The 18,824-nt window shown below is 46.9% G+C and carries 22 protein-coding genes and 7 tRNA genes; 20 read left to right on the top strand and 9 right to left on the bottom strand.

Annotation, left to right across the window (positions count from 1 at the left end):
* Positions 1-84: 84 nt before the first annotated feature.
* The 7 genes from SB724_RS09850 to SB724_RS09820 all read left to right on the top strand — a co-directional run bounded on the left by SB724_RS09850 (position 85) and on the right by SB724_RS09820 (position 684).
* Positions 85-160 (top strand) — tRNA-Phe (locus SB724_RS09850).
* 20 nt (positions 161-180) lie between these two features.
* Positions 181-256, top strand: a tRNA-His gene (locus SB724_RS09845).
* Between the two features lie 8 nt (positions 257-264).
* Positions 265-338 (top strand) — tRNA-Gly (locus SB724_RS09840).
* A 15-nt stretch (positions 339-353) separates the two neighbouring features.
* Positions 354-430 (top strand) — tRNA-Ile (locus SB724_RS09835).
* 10 nt (positions 431-440) lie between these two features.
* A tRNA-Asn gene (locus SB724_RS09830) sits at positions 441-515 on the top strand.
* A 3-nt stretch (positions 516-518) separates the two neighbouring features.
* Positions 519-609, top strand: a tRNA-Ser gene (locus SB724_RS09825).
* 3 nt (positions 610-612) lie between these two features.
* Positions 613-684 (top strand) — tRNA-Glu (locus SB724_RS09820).
* Positions 685-719: 35 nt separating this feature from the next.
* Here the strand turns inward: SB724_RS09820 and SB724_RS09815 are convergent.
* Positions 720-1,190: a TspO/MBR family protein gene (locus SB724_RS09815; RefSeq protein WP_265971022.1), complete on the bottom strand. Its 471-nt coding sequence runs from the start codon at positions 1,188-1,190 to the stop codon at positions 720-722.
* 155 nt (positions 1,191-1,345) lie between these two features.
* On the bottom strand, positions 1,346-2,065 hold the full coding sequence (locus SB724_RS09810) for a TraR/DksA C4-type zinc finger protein (protein ID WP_265971023.1): 720 nt from the start codon (positions 2,063-2,065) through the stop codon (positions 1,346-1,348).
* Positions 2,066-2,347: 282 nt separating this feature from the next.
* Here SB724_RS09810 and SB724_RS09805 point away from each other — a divergent pair, with 282 nt between their 5' ends.
* From SB724_RS09805 to menC, 6 genes are all read left to right on the top strand, one after another.
* Positions 2,348-3,760, top strand: coding sequence for an isochorismate synthase (locus SB724_RS09805; protein ID WP_044801509.1), 1,413 nt, complete (start codon positions 2,348-2,350; stop codon positions 3,758-3,760).
* Positions 3,757-5,493, top strand: a complete 1,737-nt coding sequence (gene menD / locus SB724_RS09800; RefSeq protein WP_410570934.1) for a 2-succinyl-5-enolpyruvyl-6-hydroxy-3-cyclohexene-1-carboxylic-acid synthase — start codon at positions 3,757-3,759, stop codon at positions 5,491-5,493. Before SB724_RS09805 ends, menD begins: the two co-directional genes overlap by 4 nt.
* Positions 5,481-6,305 (top strand): 2-succinyl-6-hydroxy-2,4-cyclohexadiene-1-carboxylate synthase, encoded by an 825-nt coding sequence (menH, locus tag SB724_RS09795; protein WP_410570932.1) that lies wholly within the window; start codon positions 5,481-5,483, stop codon positions 6,303-6,305. Before menD ends, menH begins: the two co-directional genes overlap by 13 nt.
* Before the next feature lie 58 nt (positions 6,306-6,363).
* A complete protein-coding gene (gene menB, locus SB724_RS09790; RefSeq protein WP_003152221.1) occupies positions 6,364-7,182 on the top strand; it encodes a 1,4-dihydroxy-2-naphthoyl-CoA synthase in 819 nt (272 codons plus the stop codon).
* Positions 7,183-7,269: 87 nt separating this feature from the next.
* Positions 7,270-8,733: an o-succinylbenzoate--CoA ligase gene (locus tag SB724_RS09785; RefSeq protein WP_410570929.1), complete on the top strand. Its 1,464-nt coding sequence runs from the start codon at positions 7,270-7,272 to the stop codon at positions 8,731-8,733.
* Positions 8,730-9,845, top strand: a complete 1,116-nt coding sequence (gene menC, locus SB724_RS09780) for an o-succinylbenzoate synthase (protein ID WP_105937410.1) — start codon at positions 8,730-8,732, stop codon at positions 9,843-9,845. Before SB724_RS09785 ends, menC begins: the two co-directional genes overlap by 4 nt.
* 370 nt (positions 9,846-10,215) lie before the next feature.
* Here the strand turns inward: menC and SB724_RS09775 are convergent, their stop codons facing one another.
* From SB724_RS09775 to SB724_RS09765, 3 genes are read right to left on the bottom strand one after another with little or no spacing between them, the layout of a single operon-like run.
* Positions 10,216-10,374 (bottom strand): DUF1540 domain-containing protein, encoded by a 159-nt coding sequence (locus SB724_RS09775; protein WP_007408842.1) that lies wholly within the window; start codon positions 10,372-10,374, stop codon positions 10,216-10,218.
* A gap of 57 nt (positions 10,375-10,431) precedes the next feature.
* Positions 10,432-11,472, bottom strand: coding sequence for a cytochrome d ubiquinol oxidase subunit II (locus SB724_RS09770; RefSeq protein ID WP_224182042.1), 1,041 nt, complete (start codon positions 11,470-11,472; stop codon positions 10,432-10,434).
* A gap of 22 nt (positions 11,473-11,494) precedes the next feature.
* On the bottom strand, positions 11,495-12,826 hold the full coding sequence (locus tag SB724_RS09765; protein ID WP_003152226.1) for a cytochrome ubiquinol oxidase subunit I: 1,332 nt from the start codon (positions 12,824-12,826) through the stop codon (positions 11,495-11,497).
* 197 nt (positions 12,827-13,023) lie between these two features.
* Between SB724_RS09765 and SB724_RS09760 the strand changes: the two genes are divergently transcribed.
* The gene (locus SB724_RS09760) at positions 13,024-13,272 is read left to right on the top strand and encodes a type B 50S ribosomal protein L31 (protein ID WP_007613295.1); all 249 of its coding nucleotides are present in this window, start codon (positions 13,024-13,026) and stop codon (positions 13,270-13,272) included.
* Positions 13,273-13,389: 117 nt separating this feature from the next.
* Positions 13,390-13,959, top strand: a complete 570-nt coding sequence (locus tag SB724_RS09755; protein ID WP_003152233.1) for a beta-class carbonic anhydrase — start codon at positions 13,390-13,392, stop codon at positions 13,957-13,959.
* On the opposite strand, the gene yidD is transcribed toward SB724_RS09755, so the two are convergent.
* Entirely contained in the window at positions 13,956-14,183 is a 228-nt protein-coding gene (gene yidD / locus SB724_RS09750; RefSeq protein ID WP_003152235.1) for a membrane protein insertion efficiency factor YidD, read from the bottom strand. The genes SB724_RS09755 and yidD overlap by 4 nt on opposite strands.
* 124 nt (positions 14,184-14,307) lie before the next feature.
* Between yidD and SB724_RS09745 the strand changes: the two genes are divergently transcribed.
* Both SB724_RS09745 and SB724_RS09740 read left to right on the top strand, forming a co-directional pair.
* The gene (locus SB724_RS09745) at positions 14,308-14,781 is read left to right on the top strand and encodes an S-ribosylhomocysteine lyase (protein ID WP_003152237.1); all 474 of its coding nucleotides are present in this window, start codon (positions 14,308-14,310) and stop codon (positions 14,779-14,781) included.
* A 114-nt stretch (positions 14,782-14,895) separates the two neighbouring features.
* Positions 14,896-15,339 (top strand): FixH family protein, encoded by a 444-nt coding sequence (locus tag SB724_RS09740; protein ID WP_410570926.1) that lies wholly within the window; start codon positions 14,896-14,898, stop codon positions 15,337-15,339.
* On the opposite strand, the gene ytzI is transcribed toward SB724_RS09740, so the two are convergent.
* Positions 15,336-15,485, bottom strand: coding sequence for a YtzI protein (gene ytzI, locus SB724_RS09735; RefSeq protein ID WP_007408836.1), 150 nt, complete (start codon positions 15,483-15,485; stop codon positions 15,336-15,338). The two genes, SB724_RS09740 and ytzI, sit on opposite strands and share 4 nt — an antisense overlap.
* A 124-nt stretch (positions 15,486-15,609) precedes the next feature.
* On the opposite strand from ytzI, the gene SB724_RS09730 reads away from it, so the two are divergent.
* The 3 genes from SB724_RS09730 to ytkD all read left to right on the top strand — a co-directional run bounded on the left by SB724_RS09730 (position 15,610) and on the right by ytkD (position 17,215).
* Complete coding sequence (locus SB724_RS09730; protein ID WP_007408835.1) at positions 15,610-16,047, top strand: Dps family protein; 438 nt, start codon at positions 15,610-15,612, stop codon at positions 16,045-16,047.
* Between the two features lie 151 nt (positions 16,048-16,198).
* A complete protein-coding gene (locus SB724_RS09725; protein ID WP_007408834.1) occupies positions 16,199-16,603 on the top strand; it encodes a phage holin family protein in 405 nt (134 codons plus the stop codon).
* Between the two features lie 132 nt (positions 16,604-16,735).
* Positions 16,736-17,215, top strand: a complete 480-nt coding sequence (ytkD, locus tag SB724_RS09720; RefSeq protein ID WP_003152244.1) for an RNA deprotection pyrophosphohydrolase — start codon at positions 16,736-16,738, stop codon at positions 17,213-17,215.
* A gap of 35 nt (positions 17,216-17,250) precedes the next feature.
* On the opposite strand, the gene SB724_RS09715 is transcribed toward ytkD, so the two are convergent.
* Together SB724_RS09715 and SB724_RS09710 are read right to left on the bottom strand one after the other, a co-directional pair.
* On the bottom strand, positions 17,251-18,063 hold the full coding sequence (locus tag SB724_RS09715) for an ABC transporter permease (protein ID WP_410570924.1): 813 nt from the start codon (positions 18,061-18,063) through the stop codon (positions 17,251-17,253).
* The gene (locus tag SB724_RS09710) at positions 18,038-18,820 is read right to left on the bottom strand and encodes an ABC transporter ATP-binding protein (protein WP_082998872.1); all 783 of its coding nucleotides are present in this window, start codon (positions 18,818-18,820) and stop codon (positions 18,038-18,040) included. Before SB724_RS09710 ends, SB724_RS09715 begins: the two co-directional genes overlap by 26 nt.
* Positions 18,821-18,824: the final 4 nt, after the last annotated feature.

The following is an 18,824-nucleotide window of genomic DNA, read 5'->3' as shown; positions in this document are numbered from 1 at the left end:
CCGGTAGTTCAGTTGGTTAGAATGCCTGCCTGTCACGCAGGAGGTCGCGGGTTCGAGTCCCGTCCGGACCGCCATTTATAAAAAGGCTCGGTAGCTCAGTTGGTAGAGCAACGGACTGAAAATCCGTGTGTCGGCGGTTCGATTCCGTCCCGAGCCACCATTTAATTTAATATTGTTTTGGCGGTTGTGGCGAAGTGGTTAACGCACCAGATTGTGGCTCTGGCACTCGTGGGTTCGATTCCCATCAATCGCCCCAAACAACATGCGGGTGTAGTTTAGTGGTAAAACCTCAGCCTTCCAAGCTGATGTCGTGGGTTCGATTCCCATCACCCGCTCCATTTTTATATTGTCATGGGCCTGTAGCTCAGCTGGTTAGAGCGCACGCCTGATAAGCGTGAGGTCGGTGGTTCGAGTCCACTCAGGCCCACCATGATGATTTTTCCACAGTAGCTCAGTGGTAGAGCTATCGGCTGTTAACCGATCGGTCGCAGGTTCGAATCCTGCCTGTGGAGCCATACGGAGAAGTACTCAAGTGGCTGAAGAGGCGCCCCTGCTAAGGGTGTAGGTCGTGTAAGCGGCGCGAGGGTTCAAATCCCTCCTTCTCCGCCATAAGGCCCGTTGGTCAAGCGGTTAAGACACCGCCCTTTCACGGCGGTAACACGGGTTCGAATCCCGTACGGGTCATTAAAAAAACCTTGCATAGTATGCAAGGTTTTTTCTTATGCGTTCATAGCGTAAATGGTAAAAGACAGGTATGTGGCAAAAGCGCTCCATAATAAATAAGGAACCAGAAGCCAGGCTGAAGCTTTACTGTATTTACCGGCAATGAGCAACAGAATGAGTGTTGTCACCGCCACAAGCAGGCAATCGATAGATGCAGCAAGCAAATTTTTCTGTGTGAATTGAAAATAGCTGAACCCTTGATTCACGATATAATTGATGAGAAGCATCACCCAAAAAGCTTTGGATTCTGAACATGAAAACTTTGCGTATATCAAGGCTGCTGAGAGCGAAATAAGCGCAAACAAAACCGCCCATATGATGCCGATCACTGATCTGCTCGGCGTCCAGTCAGGTTTTTGCAGCGCGTCGTACCATTCCCGGTCGATGGGAAAGAGAAACCCCGCTAAAGAAAACAAGACATATGTAATGATAAATACAATAATCGCACCGATATACTTCTTTTTCATTTGTTCCCTCCGCCATTCAATGTCAATATATTAGTTCCCTTTTTTGGAAAGATAAACCTTTTGAAAGGTTCATGCACCATTAAGTGTATGAGTTTTCAGTGTGAAAATGCAGCAAACCATTTATTTGTATTCAAAAACCCCGGCAGGCCGGGGTTTTAATCAGCATGAAGATCGCCAAAGGTCGTCATTATTCCTTCTTCGTCCAGTTCCTGTTCATATTTTTCGTGTGCTTTGCTTGGATACACGGAAATGTTTTTTCCGGTAATATCTGTCGCGATAAAGTTTTCATAATCCTCAGCATAGCCGATGTTTTCTTCAGAGTTCATTGTCATATCCCCATAGCTGAGCGGCGGATCCTCTAAATCCTGAGGCGTTTCTGAGCTTCCGTATTCCTCAACATCCTGATAAGCATCTTCACTATCGTAAGCCGCCCGGATTGATTCATCATCATCAAATTCAAACTGTCCGAACGGTGTTTCCTCTTCAATCGGCCTGTCTTTGGAAACAGCATCCTGCGACGAATATTCCGCCAATGTCGTAGCCGTCGGCAGAGCTTCGAGTCTGTCATAAGGGATGTCCTTGCCGCTGACTTCACATGTGCCGTATGTGCCGTTTTCAATTTGTTTCAGAGAGTAATCAATGTCGCGAAGGTGCTCCCGTTCATGGTCGAGCAGAGCCAGGTCTTTTTCCCGCTCGTATAATTCGGTCGCCTGATCGCCGGGATGATTGTCATAGGAAGACAATTCGCCGGATGACTGATACGGGAATTCATCAGTTAACTGAAATTGGTCATTTTCTTTAAAGCGGCTTAAAATATCATGTCTGGCTTCTTCCAATTCTTTTTTTAAGTGTGTGATCTGTTCGTTTGTAAGCACATCAATCCCTCGTTTCTATGTGATGCTTACTGTTAGTATGAACGCTTTTGCGCAGAAAAATGGTGGATAAAAATAGTCATTTTCCCATGACGAAGTAAAAGGATACAGTGATTGCCGAGAGTGGGGAAAGAAAATTCAAGTTTGTTTCTTTATTCATTTGCGCAAAAAGGTTTATAATAAGAAATGCAGGCATTTTGTCGTGCTCAAATCTGTGTGTTTGACACAAAGTCATCACAGGTGTATTGTATTAAAAGCATTTAACGGATTATGGAGGAATGTCTCATGGTGACAACGGTGCAGCATACGTTCCGAGAGGAAGCAGATCATGCATTACATAAAGCCAAACAAGTCAACCATGCTGTCTTATTGAGCTATTCAAGACGTATTGCGTCTTTAGACCCTCTATCATTTTTCAAAGACGGAGCAAAAAAATATAAAGGCAAACGATTTTTTTGGTCAGAACCCGGTAGTGAATTAACAATAGTCGGTCTTGGCACAGAAGCGCTGTTCCAATCGAATGAAAAAAATGGAAAGCGTTATCACGACGTTTTTGAACAATGGGAGCGCTTTAAAAAGACGGCTTTTCATATTCATGAAGAAGAGGCGGCGCATACCGCGGTCGGCCCTGTCTTATTCGGCGGTTTTTCATTTAATCCCGCTGAAGAGAGAGGAGACGAATGGAACGGGTTCGAAGAAGGACTGTTCTTTATCCCCTCGCTCATGCTGACAAAGACGGCAGATGGTGATTATTTAACCGTCAATCAATGGGCGGCAGACGGTAATCAGGCAGAAGATACGCTGAAACGTCTGAAATCTTTTTCGGAAGCTTTTTCAGTTTCTTCAATCGAGTATGAAGAATATCCTGTTTTAACAAAAGCGGAAGAACTTGATGTGGAAAACTGGCTTGAAGCCATTAAAACAGCAACAAATGATATGAAAGCAAATCAATATGATAAAGTCGTGCTGGCAAGGGAAGTCGTTTTGTCATATGATGGGCCTATTCCGACAGAGAGCGTTGTCCGCAAGCTTTTGACGGACCAAACGACAAGCTATGTTTTTGCGATTGAGCAGGGAGATAAATGCTTTGTCGGCGCTTCACCGGAACGGCTGATCAAAAAATCCGGCAAAGACGTTATGTCCACCTGTCTGGCAGGTTCAATTAAGCGCGGAGAAAATCAACAAGAAGATGACCGCCTCGGCAAAGAGCTGCTGCATGACGAAAAAAATCTCGCGGAACATGATTTTGTGGTTCAGATGATACACGATTCTTTCTTGTCGAGCTGCAGCGATGTGAAAAAGCCTGCAGGTCCGCAATTATATAAAACAAAAAGTGTTCAGCATCTATATACACCGATCACAGGCCATCTTAAAACGTCCGCTTCGCTGTTTGATTTAATTGAAAAGCTGCACCCCACACCGGCATTGGGCGGAGCTCCCCAGCAGAAAGCTGTTGAAGTTATCGCTGATATTGAACCGATGACACGCGGATGGTATGCGGCTCCGATCGGCTGGATGGACGGCAGGGAAAACGGAGAATTTGTCGTGGCTATCCGATCAGGGCTGATTGAAGGCAAAAATGCGCGGCTTTTCGCAGGCTGCGGCATTGTTGAAGATTCAGATCCGCAATCAGAATATGAAGAAACTCAAATTAAACTAAAGCCGATGATCTCTGCTTTAGGAGGTGAAAGGCTTTGACAAACCCAATTACACATTATATCGGAAGCTTTATTGATGAATTCGCTCTATCGGGTGTCACCGACGCGGTTGTTTGCCCGGGGTCGAGGTCAACTCCCTTGGCGGTTTTGGCGGCGGCCCACCCGGATATTCAAGTCCATATACAGATTGATGAACGATCCGCAGGTTTTTTCGCACTCGGTCTTGCAAAAGCCCGTCAGCGTCCGGTGATGCTGATTTGTACGTCAGGAACGGCGGCGGCTAACTTCTATCCGGCCGTGATTGAAGCTCATTATTCAAGAGTGCCTCTTATTGTCCTGACTGCTGACCGGCCTCATGAATTGAGGGAAGTGGGGGCGCCTCAGGCGATTAACCAGCATTTTCTGTTCGGTAACTTTGTTAAGTTTTTCACAGACTCAGCTCTGCCTGAAGAAAATCCTCAAATGCTGAGCTATATCAGAACATTGGCCGGCAGAGCCGTAAGTGAAGCCGGGAAGCGCCCGATGGGCCCAGTCCATATCAATGTGCCGCTCAGAGAGCCTTTGATGCCGGATTTATCAGCCGGACCTTTTGAAAGAATGAGAAAGGGGCGGCACGTCTCAGTCACAACAGGGATTCAGTCAGCTGATCAAGATTCTCTCTGTCATATTACAGAGCGTCTTGCGGGAACCGAAAGAGGTATGATCGTCTGCGGCGAAATTCACGGTGAAGCAGAAAAGCAGCAAATCATCGCGCTTGCCGAGATGCTTCAGTTCCCGATTTTAGCTGACCCGCTTTCAAACCTCCGAAACGGGGAGCATGATAAGACGCTGATTATTGATGCTTATGACTCGTTTTTAAAAGATGAAGAAATAAAAGAGGCGCTTCGCCCGGACGCTGTGATCCGCTTCGGCCCGATGCCGGTTTCCAAACCGCTCTTTTTATGGCTCAGAGATGATCCTGCCATTGAGCAGTTTATCGTCGATGAAGACGGAGGATGGAGAGATCCCACCCAGGCCGGCGCGCATATGATTCATTGCCATCCGTCTGTGTTTTTGGAAGCGGTCCGTTCAGCTGAAACCGGAAAACGGCCGTCCGGATGGCTTGAGAAATGGCAGTTTGTCAATGAGCGGTTCCGTAGTCATTTACAGGATGCGAGCATGGATGATTTATCTTTTGAAGGAAATGTATATCGTCAGCTTCAGCATCTTGTCCCTGAAGGCAGTTCGATTTTTGTCGGCAACAGCATGCCGATTCGCGACGTGGATACGTTCTTTGAAAAACAAGATCGTTCCTTCCGTGTTTATGCCAACCGCGGCGCTAACGGCATTGACGGGGTTGTCTCCTCGGCTATGGGACTGTGTGAAGGTACAAAAGCTCCTGTCACGCTTGTAATTGGAGATTTATCGTTTTACCATGATTTAAACGGGCTGTTAGCGGCTAAAAAACTTGGAATTCCACTTACGGTTATTTTAATAAACAATGATGGCGGCGGGATTTTCTCGTTTTTGCCGCAGGCATCTGATAAGACTCATTTTGAAGAACTGTTCGGTACGCCGACGGGCCTTGATTTCCGGCATGCCGCCGCACTGTACGGCGGGACGTATACTTGCCCTGAGACATGGGAAGCATTTAAGGATGCGTATCAGCCGCAGGCGGACAAGCCCGGACTTCATATAATCGAGCTGAAAACAGATCGGACATCAAGAGTTCAATTCCATCGCGATCTGCTGCAGGCCGCAGTGCGGGAAGTGAAAAAAGAATGGAAACTGTAACTGTTAAAACGGCCGACGGCGTGTGCTATCGGGTTGCTGATAGCGGTCAAGAATCATCTGAAGCTATTGTTTGTCTGCATGGATTTACGGGCAGCAAAGAATCATGGATGTTTTTACGCGGCATGTTTCCCGGCGAACGAATGGTGATGATTGACTGCCTGGGTCACGGGGAGACAGACGCGCCTGTGCAAGCGGCAAGGTACAGTGCGAGCCGGCAGGTTGCGGACCTTGCCGCCGTTTTTGATCAATTAAAACTTCACAAAGTGAAACTTATTGGTTATTCTATGGGGGGAAGACTTGCGTATTCCTTTGCACAGGCATTTCCGCATCGGGTGTCAGCGCTAGTTTTGGAAAGTACAACCCCGGGCCTGAGCACGCTTCAGGAACGCAAAAAGCGGATTCAGTCAGACCGGAAGCTTGCTGACTTTATATTGCGGGAAGGTATAACATCGTTTGTCGATTATTGGGAGGGCATTCCGTTGTTTGCCTCGCAGCTTTCTCTGCCGGACAGCGTAAAGGCGTCCATCCGCGCCGGCAGGCTGAAAAATAATCCGTCCGGACTTGCAGGAAGCCTGCTCGGAATGGGGACGGGCTCACAGCCTTCCTGGTGGGAGGCATTACACCGCATCAAGGCGCCCGTCCTGCTCATATGCGGTGAATGGGATGAAAAGTTTTGCGCTATTAATCAAAAGGTGCATAACCTGCTCCCATCAAGTAAAATAGAGGTTGTCAAACAGGCGGGGCACACGGTACATGTGGAACAGCCGCGAATTTTTGGTAAGATAGTAAGTGAGTTTTTATACGGCTTGTAAAGCATAAAGAAAATAGCTTTTCGGCCGGACTCAGGCAAAAATGAAGGAGGTCATATCAATGGCTGCAGAATGGAAAAGTGAACGTCAGTACGATGAAATCCTGTACGAGACGTATAACGGTATTGCAAAAATAACAATTAACCGCCCGGAGGTACATAACGCATTTACTCCTAAGACGGTATCAGAAATGATTGACGCGTTTGCTTGTGCGCGTGATGATTCCAATATTGGTGTCATCGTTCTTGCGGGAGCGGGAGATAAAGCATTCTGTTCAGGCGGAGACCAAAAAGTCCGCGGTCACGGCGGATATGTCGGAGATGATCAGATCCCGCGTCTGAATGTGCTTGATCTTCAGCGTTTGATCCGTGTTATTCCTAAACCGGTCGTAGCGATGGTATCAGGCTATGCCATCGGCGGAGGCCATGTGCTTCATATCGTCTGTGATTTAACGATTGCGGCCGATAATGCGATTTTCGGCCAAACCGGACCGAAAGTGGGAAGCTTTGACGCAGGTTACGGCTCAGGTTACCTGGCGCGTATCGTCGGACATAAGAAAGCCCGTGAAATCTGGTACCTGTGCCGTCAATACAACGCGCAGGAAGCGCTCGACATGGGGCTTGTCAATACGGTTGTCCCATTAGAGAAACTTGAAGAGGAAACAATTAAATGGTGTGAAGAAATGCTTGAGAAAAGCCCTACAGCCCTTCGTTTCCTTAAAGCGGCATTTAACGCAGATACAGACGGCCTCGCCGGAATTCAGCAATTTGCAGGAGATGCAACGCTTCTTTATTACACGACTGACGAAGCGAAAGAAGGCCGCGATTCCTTTAAAGAGAAACGCAGTCCCGATTTCGGTCAATTCCCTCGTTTTCCGTGATCAGATGACACTACGAAACAGCTTGAGCCGCTCTGGTCCAAGCTGTTTTCTTTTCGAAAAAAGTACTTTTACCTCGGAGATGATAACATGCTGACAGAACAGCCGAATTGGCTCATTCAAAGGGCTCAGCTGACACCAGAGAGAATCGCTCTCATATTTGAAAACAAACAGATGACATTCAGAGAATTATATCATGCTTCTAAACAAATGGCCGCGCGGCTGTCCAAATACTGCTCGCTTAAAAAAGGAGACCGTGCCGCGATTTTGCTTTCTAACAGACCGGAAATGGTTTATGCCGTTCACGCCTGCTTCTTATTAGGGGCGGAAGTTGTGCTGTTGAATACGAAACTCTCAAAACAGGAACGGTTGTTTCAGCTCGAAGATTCACAGGCAAAGCTTTTATTGACGGAGGACGGTTTTTGCCGCGAAGAATATGAATCTGCGGTCGCCGCCGCGGACGTGGACGAGCTGCAGGCTGAAGAGGCGGGTGACATTGAACCTGAAGCTTATGTAACGCTTGATGATACGGCGACTCTTATGTATACGTCAGGAACAACGGGAAGGCCGAAGGGGGTGCAGCAGACTTTCGGTAATCATTATTCCAGCGCTGTATCGTCTGCGCTGAATCTGGGGGTCACGGAGCGGGACCGCTGGCTTATTGCGCTGCCGCTGTTTCATATCAGCGGTCTGTCTGCGCTGTTTAAGTCGGTCATTTACGGCATGCCTGTCGTGCTTCATCAAAAATTTTCTGTCACTGATGTGCTGGACAGCATCAGCTCCCATCAGGTCACGATCATTTCAGCGGTGCAGACCATGCTTTCGGGCCTGCTTGCGGAAACAGAACAATGTCCTGAATCACTGCGCTGCATTCTGCTTGGCGGGGGTCCGGCACCGCTGCCGCTCCTTGAAGAATGCCGCAGGAAACAATTTCCGGTATTCCAATCTTACGGCTTGACTGAAACCTGCTCACAGATTGTCACGCTTTCTCCGGAATTCAGTATGGACAAGCTCGGCTCGGCCGGTAAACCGCTGTTTTCATGCGAAATTAGAATTGAAAAAGACGGAAACCCTTGTGCGCCGTTTGAACACGGTGAAATTACGGTGAAAGGCCCGAATGTAATGAAAGGGTATTACCATCGTGACGACGCAAACCAGGCCGCTTTTCATAATGGATGGTTTAAAACGGGCGATCTTGGCTATTTGGATGATGAAGGGTTTTTATACGTGCTGGACAGGCGGTCGGACCTCATTATTTCAGGCGGAGAAAATATCTACCCGGCAGAAGTGGAAGCGGCGCTGCTTGCCCATCCGGCTGTAGCGGAGGCCGGTGTTTCGGGAGCCGAAGATCCGAAGTGGGGGAAAGTGCCGCATGCTTTTCTCGTGCTGACTTCTTCTGTCAGTTCTGAGGAGCTGACCGCCTTTTGTCGTGAGCGGCTTGCAAAATATAAAATACCGGCTGCTTTTTTCGAGGTTGACGGGCTCCCGCGGAACGCGTCCAATAAACTGATGAGGCATCGGCTGAATGAGCTTCGTAAAGGAGAATTGTCATGATTAAGATTGAAAAAATCACCCTTTATCATGTAAGTATGAGGCTGAAAAAACCGTTTAAAACAAGTATTGAAACGCTGCAGGACCGTAAATTTTTGATCGTGGAAGCGATCGATGAAACCGGGAGAACCGGCTGGGGGGAGGTATCGGCGTTTTCTTCTCCGTGGTATACAGAAGAAACGATTCAGACATGCGCGCATATGCTGAGAGATTTTTTCATCCCAAATATCGTAGGCCGCGAGTTTTTCCATCCGTCAGAAGTGCCTGACAGTCTCGCGCGTTTCAAAGGAAACCGCATGGCAAAAGCGGGGCTTGAATCAGCCGTGTGGGATCTATATGCCAAGAAAAAGGGGATATCTCTCGCAGAAGCCTTAGGGGGCAAAAGAGATAAAGTGCCCGCCGGCGTGGCGGTGGGTCTGGCTTCGGCTGATGAGATGCTTCGGGAAATTGAGCAATACGTAAAAGAAGGTTATCAACGTATAAAAATAAAAATTCAGCCCGGCCATGACGTTGATCTGATCAGAGTCATCCGCAGCCGTTTTCCGAACGTACCGCTGATGGCGGATGCCAACTCGGCATATGAACTGAAAGACATCAGCAGGCTGAAAGAGTTGGATGAATTCCAGCTCATGATGATAGAACAGCCGCTTCAGGCAGATGATATTGTCGATCACCGCCACCTGCAGAAACACTTGAGAACCGCGGTATGCCTCGATGAAAGCATATGCTCATATGATGACGCGAGGCGGGCGATTGAGCTTGGGAGCTGTAAAATCATTAACATAAAACCGGCGCGTGTAGGAGGCCTGACAGAGGCTTTAAAAATACATGACTTATGCAGAGAGCATCACATGCCGGTTTGGTGCGGCGGAATGTTTGAAACCGGCATTTCGAGAGCGCAGACAGTCGCGCTTGCTTCGCTGCCGCAATTTACGATACCGGGTGATATCTCCTCATCAGACCGATACTGGGAGGAGGATATTGTCACTCCCGACATACGTATTGAAGAGGGATTCATCTCTGTTCCGGACGGTCCCGGACTGGGTGTCGAAGTCAATCAGGAAATAATGAGAAAATACGTCACCCAAATGGACGTTTTTACGACAAACAACTGATAAAAAGACATTTCAGCGAGTTGAGCTGCCTGTATGCTGCTGTTATATTGAAACTGTTCATCATCACCCCTTCCCCCGTTTGAACCGGCTGTATCAGCCGGTTTTTTTAATAGGCGAATGCGATGATTTTTTTATTCTTCAAACAGCGCGCAGGTGTTGCTTTCTGGCTGGGGCCAAGATGTACATCTTGATAAAAAATTATGTGCTTGTCATGAATGCTATTGTACCGTCTGCCGCCGCATATATTTGCCGACGAACCGCCTTTCTGCCATGCTTCTCATCCGCCCGGTTTTCTCCGGCTCAGGGGCTGATTTCAAAAAGGCTTGCGGCGCGGAAATGAAAAAGAGCTGTATAAAACAGCTCTTTACTTTTATAAATCATGCGGTTTAAAGGTTTTGCAATCCGTTTCTTCACTTTTTTCAGCGGTTTCGCCTGTATGGCTGACCACATATATAGCGTCGGCCGTGCATTTGTTTCCCCTGCCCCAATATGAACAGTTATTGACTTCACACAGAATTTTTTGGTCCATGCTGGCTCCCCTCCAAGATAAAAGGTACGCCATTAGTATGAGCCGCCCTGATTTTTGTTATTCCTCCTGGCGGATATAACGTCTGTCTTTCATAAAGAGCTTCCAGAAGAAATAAAACCCGGGAAACAAAATAATGAAAGCGACGATATACGTCATAAACAGCGCCCTGAAGGTTGCCGGCTCCGTAAATCCTGACATGACCGTAATATCCGGATAAATCATATAAGGAAGATGCGCCCGTCCGTATGCATAGCTTGCCAGAAAGTATTGAAGCGCAATGGCGATCATGGCGATTCTCGGTTTGCCGAGGTTGCGGCCGAAGCGCTTATTCGGCAAAAACAGAGCCGCGCCGGCAATGATAAATGTAATGACAGACAGAATGAGCCATGTCTTGTCTTTCATCATGCCCGTATACAGCCAGCCGGCTTCAGAGCGTAATGTCAGCATAATGAAGAAGGCAAAAAGAAGCGACAGCGGCCCTGTTATTAAAGAGCTCCGTCTGTAGATGCGGTACGCATGCTCCTCTTCCGCAACATTTGAAAAATCGGCCAGAAGCAGTGAAGATAAAAATAAAGTGCTTAAAATGGCAAAGCCGATAAACGCATACGCATTAAGGCTTGTAAAGACATTTGCCAAATTCAGGTGATACACGCCGCCCGTCTTATCAATAAATCCTCCGTGTGTGACCGGAAGGACCAAAATCAGCACAGCGGGAATAATGAAGCCTGAAATTCCGGAGATATATCTCATGATTTTTCTTTCCTTCGCCGTATTGGAGAAGACGAGAAAGCCGCTGCGGATGGCTAAAAGCAGCAAAATAATACTCCCCGGGATCAATAAAACGGTTCCCAGCACGAAGGTTGCCCCTGGAAAGAAGCTGAATAGGGCGACAACGATTGCGACGATAAAGACGTTGGTCACTTCCCATGTCGGGGACAAATAACGGTTGGCGATGTTTGTCGCCTTTGTTTGTTCTCTATTTAAATAAATCATCGACCAAAAGCCGGCTCCGAAGTCCATCGTTGCCATGACCGCGTAGATAAACACGAAGCCCCATACGATTGATATCGCAATGAGAGCATCCATGGTAATGTCCATTTCAATTCAGCCCTTTCTATTGTTAGGATTCCGCCGCTTTTACATCCTCCTCAACGGGATGTTTGCGGAAATAATAAAGCAGCACATAAATGACTGCGGCTGCCAAAATGGCGTAAACCACTGTAAACAGGATGAACAGCAAACCGATTGAACCGGTTGTCGTGACGACATCAGACGTTTTCAGGAGATGGTAAATCACCCATGGCTGCCGCCCCGTACAAGCGAATATCCACCCGAATTCAATTCCGATCAGACTGAGCGGTCCTGCGGTTAAAAATAAAATCAAAAGCCAAGTCGGAAAGCTGTCTTTCTTTAAAATTTTTCTCCACACGATGCCGATGATTGAGTACAAAATGAGCAGCATTCCGATGCCGACCATTCCGTTAAACAGTGTATGGATGAATAAAGGCGGCCACTCGTCTTTCGGAAACGCGTTCAATCCTTTGACGACGGTATCAAAGCTGTTTGCAGCCAAAAAGCTTAAAGCCCACGGCACTTCTATCGCCCATTTTACTTTTTCTTCTTTTGCATCAGTAAAACCCCCGATCGCAAGCGGAGCGTGTGATCTAGTTTCAAACAGCCCTTCTGCGCCCGCAAGCTTCTCAGGCTGGTATTCGTAAAGAAGCTGGGCTGACTCGTGACCGTTTAAAGAGGCAATAATGGAGAATATCCCGCCGATCGTTAAGGCGAGCAGCAGCGCTTTTCGGTGAAAGCGGTATACCTGCTCCTGTTTTCTCGTTCTCAGCATTTTATAAGCCGCAACAGACGCGACGATAAATGCACCGGTCATGAAAGCCGTCAGTACGACATGGCCCGCGGTGGTGAAAAAGCTTGGATTAAAAAACGCTGCCCAAGGTTCGACGTCAGTGATTTTGCCGTTTAAAATTTTAAAGCCGGCCGGCGTTCCTTCAAATGCGTGAACATTTGTGATTAAGACGGCGGATGCCGCGGCGCCGATCAAAACGAAAATAACGGCAATGATGCGCATAGCCGGAGTCAGCCGGTCAGCGGCGTAGACATAAATGGACATAAACAGCGCTTCGATAAAGAAAGCATAAATTTCAATCTGAAACGGGAGGGACATCACCCTGCCGATGACTTCCATGAATCCGGGCCACAAAAGGGCAAGCTGTGTACCCGCGATCGTTCCGGTCGGTATCGCCACGCCGAGCAGAACAGCCTGCGCCTTCGTCCACCTTTTCGCCATAATGGCATAATGCGGATCTTTTGTTTTTTGATAAATCAATTCAGCCATTAAAATCATCAGAGGCAAGCCGACACCAAGCGTCGCAAAAATAATATGAAAGCCCATGGTTGTCCCGAACAGGCTTCTGGCTAACACTAAATCATCCACGATCATAAACCGCCTTTCTAAATTACCGTTTTATGTAATGTGGTTATATTATTTGCTGAAGCGATTAGATTATTCTTTCGATTCCATATATGTGCAGGGTTTAGAAATCAAGGGATCGGGGCATATATGATTGACAAGAGGGTATTTAAGGTTTAAAATAAAACGTAATTATTACGATTTGAGAAAGGGAGATCAGCATGAAAAAAGATATTCATCCGGATAATCATCAAGTGATTTTTCAAGATGTGAACAGCGGCTATCGCTTTTTAAGCCATTCTACGAAAAAATCAGAGGAAACGGCGGAGTGGGAAGACGGAAAAACATACCCGCTGATTAAAGTAGAGGTCAGCTCAGATACGCATCCGTTTTATACAGGCCGCCAAAAATTCAACGAAAAAGGCGGGAGAGTCGAACAGTTCAACAAAAAATACAATATGGGGAAATAAGACAAGCCCAATGGGGCTTGTCTTATTTATTGAGCACTTTGTCATCCGTGCGGGGAGTGACGAAATGACCCGTCTTATGTTATATTGTGAATAAAAAAGCAGAAAGGAAACACCAAGATGAGTCTTCTAAACGATATCATGCAATTTAATGAGCAGTTCACTAAAAACAAAGATTATGAAAAATACCAAACATCTAAATTCCCGGATAAAAAGATGGCGATTTTGTCCTGTATGGACACACGTCTTGTAGAATTGCTTCCGCATGCGATGAACATGCGAAACGGCGATGTGAAAATTATTAAAAGTGCCGGCGCGCTTGTCGCCCACCCGTTCGGAAGTATCATGCGCAGCCTTTTAGTGGCCGTATACGAATTAAACGCCGATGAAGTCTGCGTTATCGGCCACCATGATTGCGGCATGAGCAAAATCAACAGCGAGGATATGCTCGATAAAATTATCGACCGCGGTATTCCGAAAGAGCGGATTGACATGCTGAAGCACTCAGGAGTTGATCTTGATCAATGGCTGAAAAGCTTTGATTCAGTAGAAGCGAGTGTTACAGACAGCGTAAACGTCATTAAACACCATCCGCTATTCCCTGACAATGTGCCGGTGCACGGTCTGGTGATTGATCCTGAAACCGGTAAACTTGATCTGGTGATCGACGGCTACCAGCATATGGACTAATGTTTTTGTTTTTTGTCCGGTACGGGATCAACACCGCCCGGATGAAAAGGGTGGCACTTTAAAATCCGCTTCAGTGTCAGCCATCCGCCTTTTAATGCGCCGTGAGTCTTGACGGCTTCGATTCCGTACTGTGAACACGTCGGATAAAAGCGGCATGACGGCGGTGTCAGCGGAGAGATGAACTTCTGGTATCCGCGGATTAAAGCAATCATTATGGTTTTCATCAAAAAACCACCTTTCTGATGCTAGTATAGAAAAAAAATTTGAGATTGAAAAGCTTCCGCCACAATTCTTATCGGAAAACTGTGTTATAATGGATGCATATTCTGAAAAAAAGGGAGTGCCATTATGCCTTCAGTAGAAAGTTTTGAGCTTGACCATAATGCGGTTGTGGCTCCGTATGTAAGACATTGCGGAGTGCATAAAGTCGGAACAGACGGCGTCGTGAATAAGTTTGACATTCGCTTCTGCCAGCCGAACAAACAGGCGATGAAGCCGGATACGATTCATACGCTTGAGCACTTGCTTGCGTTTACGATTCGCACACATTCTGAGAAATACGATCACTTCGACATCATAGATATCTCACCGATGGGCTGCCAGACAGGCTATTATCTTGTTGTCAGCGGCGAGCCGACAGCGGAAGAAATTGTAGACCTGCTTGACGCTACGCTGAAAGAAGCCATCGATATTACGGAGATTCCGGCGGCCAACGAAAAACAGTGCGGCCAGGCGAAACTTCATGATTTAGAAGGCGCGAAACGTCTGATGCGTTTCTGGCTGTCACAAGATAAAGAAGATTTGCTGAAAGTGTTCGGATAAAAAACAGGCCTTTTTGCTGACATGCAAAAAGGCTTTTTTACATATTTCTAAAAAATGTCACACCTTATGTGTAAGCGTTTGCTAAAATAGAAGCAAACATAAAGGAGTGATGGGATGAAACGGGCTGTATTGGCAGGTATGTGCGGTATGGTATTTCTATTATCTTCCTGCGGGAGCAATTCGGACAAAACCTCCGCGGATGAAGAGCCTAAAGCGCTTGAGGTCAAGCTTACAGGACCGGAAACGGCAGCGCCGCATGAAAAAGCGGAATACAAGGCGGAGGTTTTTTACGGCGGCAAGCGTGTCACGGATGCGGATGAAGTCATGTTTGAAGTATGGAAAGAAGGAAAAAAAGGCAGCAGCAAAACAAGCAAGGCCAAGGAGGAAAAAGGGGCGTATCACCTGCGGACTGAATTTGATGAAGAGGGTGTGTATACCGTTCAATCCCACGTAACGGCAAAACAGCAGCATAATATGCCGACTGTAAAAGTGCGTGTCGGGGATGCTAAGGCTGCCGATGATTCCTCCGGCCATGAGGAACAGACACATCATCATTAAGGATTTTTTTTATCCGTCAAGCCTTTTGATGCGTCCTCCGGCGGGTCAATCGTATGTTTTACATTATAAGCTCTTACAGTCGACCAGATGGATAAAAGCAGCACGGCGAGCACGATAAGAAAGCCGAAGCTCAGAAGAAGCAGCATGAAATCCCTCCTTTTTAACAAATCATAACATATTTTCCATTCATAAAATCAAGGGCTAAAAATTTATGTTTTAACACACGATATATAGGGTATATCAATAGTAAACCAAAGGAGGAAGATAGGCATGTCAGAAAAACTATTGGATGCAGTCAATAAGCAAGTTGCAAACTGGACGGTCATGTATGTGAAATTACATAACTATCATTGGTACGTCAAAGGGAAGGACTTTTTCACATTGCATGAAAAGTTCGAGGAGCTGTATAACGAAACGGCTACATATATTGATGATCTGGCAGAACGTCTGCTGGCATTAAACGGCAAGCCGATCGGCACAATGACGGAATCATTGAAGACGGCGTCTGTAAAAGAAGCGGAAGGCAATGAGAGCGCAGAACAAATGGTACAGAACATTTATGATGATTTCACTGTCATTGCGGAAGAGCTGAAAAGCGGCATGGACCTCGCAGATGAGGTAGGAGACGAAACGACCGGTGATATGCTGCTTGCTATTCACCAGAATATCGAAAAACATAACTGGATGCTGAAAGCGTATTTAGGATAATCAACAAGGGAAGACCGGGGCTATAAAGCACTCGGTCTTTTATTTTGCTGCCGAAGAGAGGTGTTGTCCATTTTTCTGAAAAATCCAGTCCGTTCCATTCACTTTTCATAGAATAATGTAAGGCCGTTTCTGTGAAAGGATGTTGGATCAAGTGGGCAAAGACTTTGGCATCTTTTCGTTTTTTGCAGTGATCGTGTCGGCAGCGGGGTTTTTCTTCGGAGGTTTTCAGTATTCGTTTCTGATTTTGCTATCGGTCATGGCGATTGAGTTTATCAGTACAAGCTTAAAAGAATCTCTTTTGCAGCAGCTGAGCGCAAGAAAGCTTTTTGCGCGGCTGGTCAAAAAAATCGTGACCCTGGCATTAGTCTCAGTTTGCCATTTTTTTGACCAGCTGCTTCATACCGAAGGCGCCATCCGTAATTTGGCTATCATGTTTTATATCTTATACGAATCGGTTCAGATCGTGATTACGGCAAGCTCGTTGGGCATACCGGTCCCGCAGGTGCTCGTCGATCTATTGGATACCCTGAAAAATAAATTCAAGCGCAAACCGTAACATTTGCTTCAAAGGAGGCTATACTAGCGGGTATGATGGTTTTCCTCTGAATTTTTGATAAAGGGCTTCCGAACAAACGCAACTGTGGTATGATGTATGGAAGATATGAAGGAACGGATTAGAGGGATAAACATGTACGAGTTTAAAGACTATTATCAGAACACTGTTCAGCTCTCCTTTGAACACCAGCCTTTTTCAGACAGCCCGAAGCACGTATGGGTCATATGCCGATACGGAGATAAGTGGCTTTTGACTGAGCACGAAGACCGGGGGTTTGAATTTCCGGGCGGAAAAGTGGAGCCGATGGAATGTGCGGAGGAAGCGGCCCTGCGCGAGGTGAAAGAAGAAACCGGTGCCGCGGTAAGACATCTGAAGTACGTCGGACAGTATAAAGTTCTCGGCAGAGAAAAGGTAATCGTGAAGAATATTTATTTTGCCGATATTGAAAAGCTTGAAAAACAGGCTGATTATTTTGAAACAAAGGGGCCGGTGCTGTTCAGCGAACTGCCGGAGAATCTCCCGCGAAATAAAAAGTTCAGTTTCATTATGAAAGATTCGGTGCTTCCGATCAGCCTGAAAAAGCTGAAAGAGGACGGCGTATTTCAATCATAAAAAACGGAGACCCGGCGCTTACGCACGGGTCTTTTTTATATTTTTCCTTTCGTCCATTTTCTTTCTAACAGTTCGACTCCCTGATACATCAATGTCGCAAAAATCGCGATGATCAGAAGGCTTAAGAACACAAGAGTGAAATTGAAGACCTGGAATCCGTAAATGATCATGTAGCCCAGACCTTTTTCGGAAACGAGAAACTCGCCGACGATGACACCGACCCAGGATAAACCGACGTTCACTTTAAGCGCGGAAATAATCGCGGGGGCGCATGCCGGCAGAATGACTTCTTTAAACATGATGCTTCTTTTCGCGCCGAAGGTTTTCATGACCTTAATATAGTTTTCATCCACTTCTTGAAAAGCCGTAAAGACGACGATTGTCGTGATAATGACACTGATGACTGCTCCCATGGCGACAATGCTTGTGAAATTCGGTCCGAGTGCCACGATGAGAATCGGTCCGAGTGCGACCTTCGGCATCGCGTTTAAAATGACGAGGTACGGGTCTAAAACCCGGGCGAGCCTGTTTGACCACCATAACAGAGCGGCGAGGCATGTGCCGAGGAGCGTGCCGAGCAAAAAGCCGAGAACGGTTTCTCCTAAGGTTACGCCGATGTGCGCCGCAAGGGATGCGTCCGCAATCTTTTCAACTAAAAGCCTGCAAACGGCGGAGGGTGAGCTGAAGATTAACGGATCGATCCAGCCCGCCCTGCTCGATATTTCCCAGCCGGCAAAAAATACGATGAAAATGGCGGCCTGATACGCACGAACCCGGAGCTTTTCTTTTTGGTGTCTTTTCTTAAACTGCTGATGAAGCTGTTCAATCGTGCCGCTGCTGTTTTTCAAGGGAATTCAGCTCCTTCCATATGGTTTGAAACAGCGGCTGAAAGGCCGGATCCTGACGCGCGTCAAACGGATCTAAAGCCGCGAGCTCCTTAGGCACGGTGAATATTTGGTGGATGGTGCCCGGCTGATTCGAAAATAAATAGATCGTATCGCTCATGGCGATGGCTTCACCGATATCGTGGGTGACGAGCACGGCGGTTTTTTGAAAATCCTTTAATGTTCTGAAGACAAGGTTTTCCAAAGAAAGCTTCGTTTGAAAGTCCAGCGCGGAAAACGGTTCATCAAGGAGCAGCAGGCCCGGGTCCGGCGCAAGAGTTCTGGCAAGTGCCGCCCGCTGCCGCATTCCGCCTGACAGCTCTTTCGGGTATTTTTTTTCAACGCCGATTAATCCGAGCTTAGGCAGAAGGCTGAGAACTTCAGCTCTTTTTTCTTCTGTTAATGTTTTTGAAATGTGTAAACCGAGCAGCACGTTTTCCTCAATTGATTTCCAAGGAAATAAATAATCCTGCTGAAGCATATAACCGATTTGGTGTTCTTTATGGTTCGGCACGCTTCCTTCAATCAGAACCCGGCCTTGCGCAGGGGTGATAAGGCCGGCCAGAATGGATAGGAGTGTTGTTTTTCCGCATCCGCTCGGCCCGAGAAAGGAGATGAAATCCCCTTTTTCAATCTGGAAATGTATATCTTTCACGGCGGTTGTTCTTTCTTTCAGCGAGAAATAAGTATGTGTTACATGATCGACATGTAAAAAAGACATTCAT

Source organism: Bacillus sp. SIMBA_031 (assembly GCF_046535225.1).
In the GTDB taxonomy this organism is placed as follows: Bacteria; Bacillota; Bacilli; order Bacillales; family Bacillaceae; genus Bacillus; species Bacillus velezensis.
Note: the sequence above shows the minus strand (reverse complement) of the source record. Positions and strands in the feature narration are given on the sequence as shown.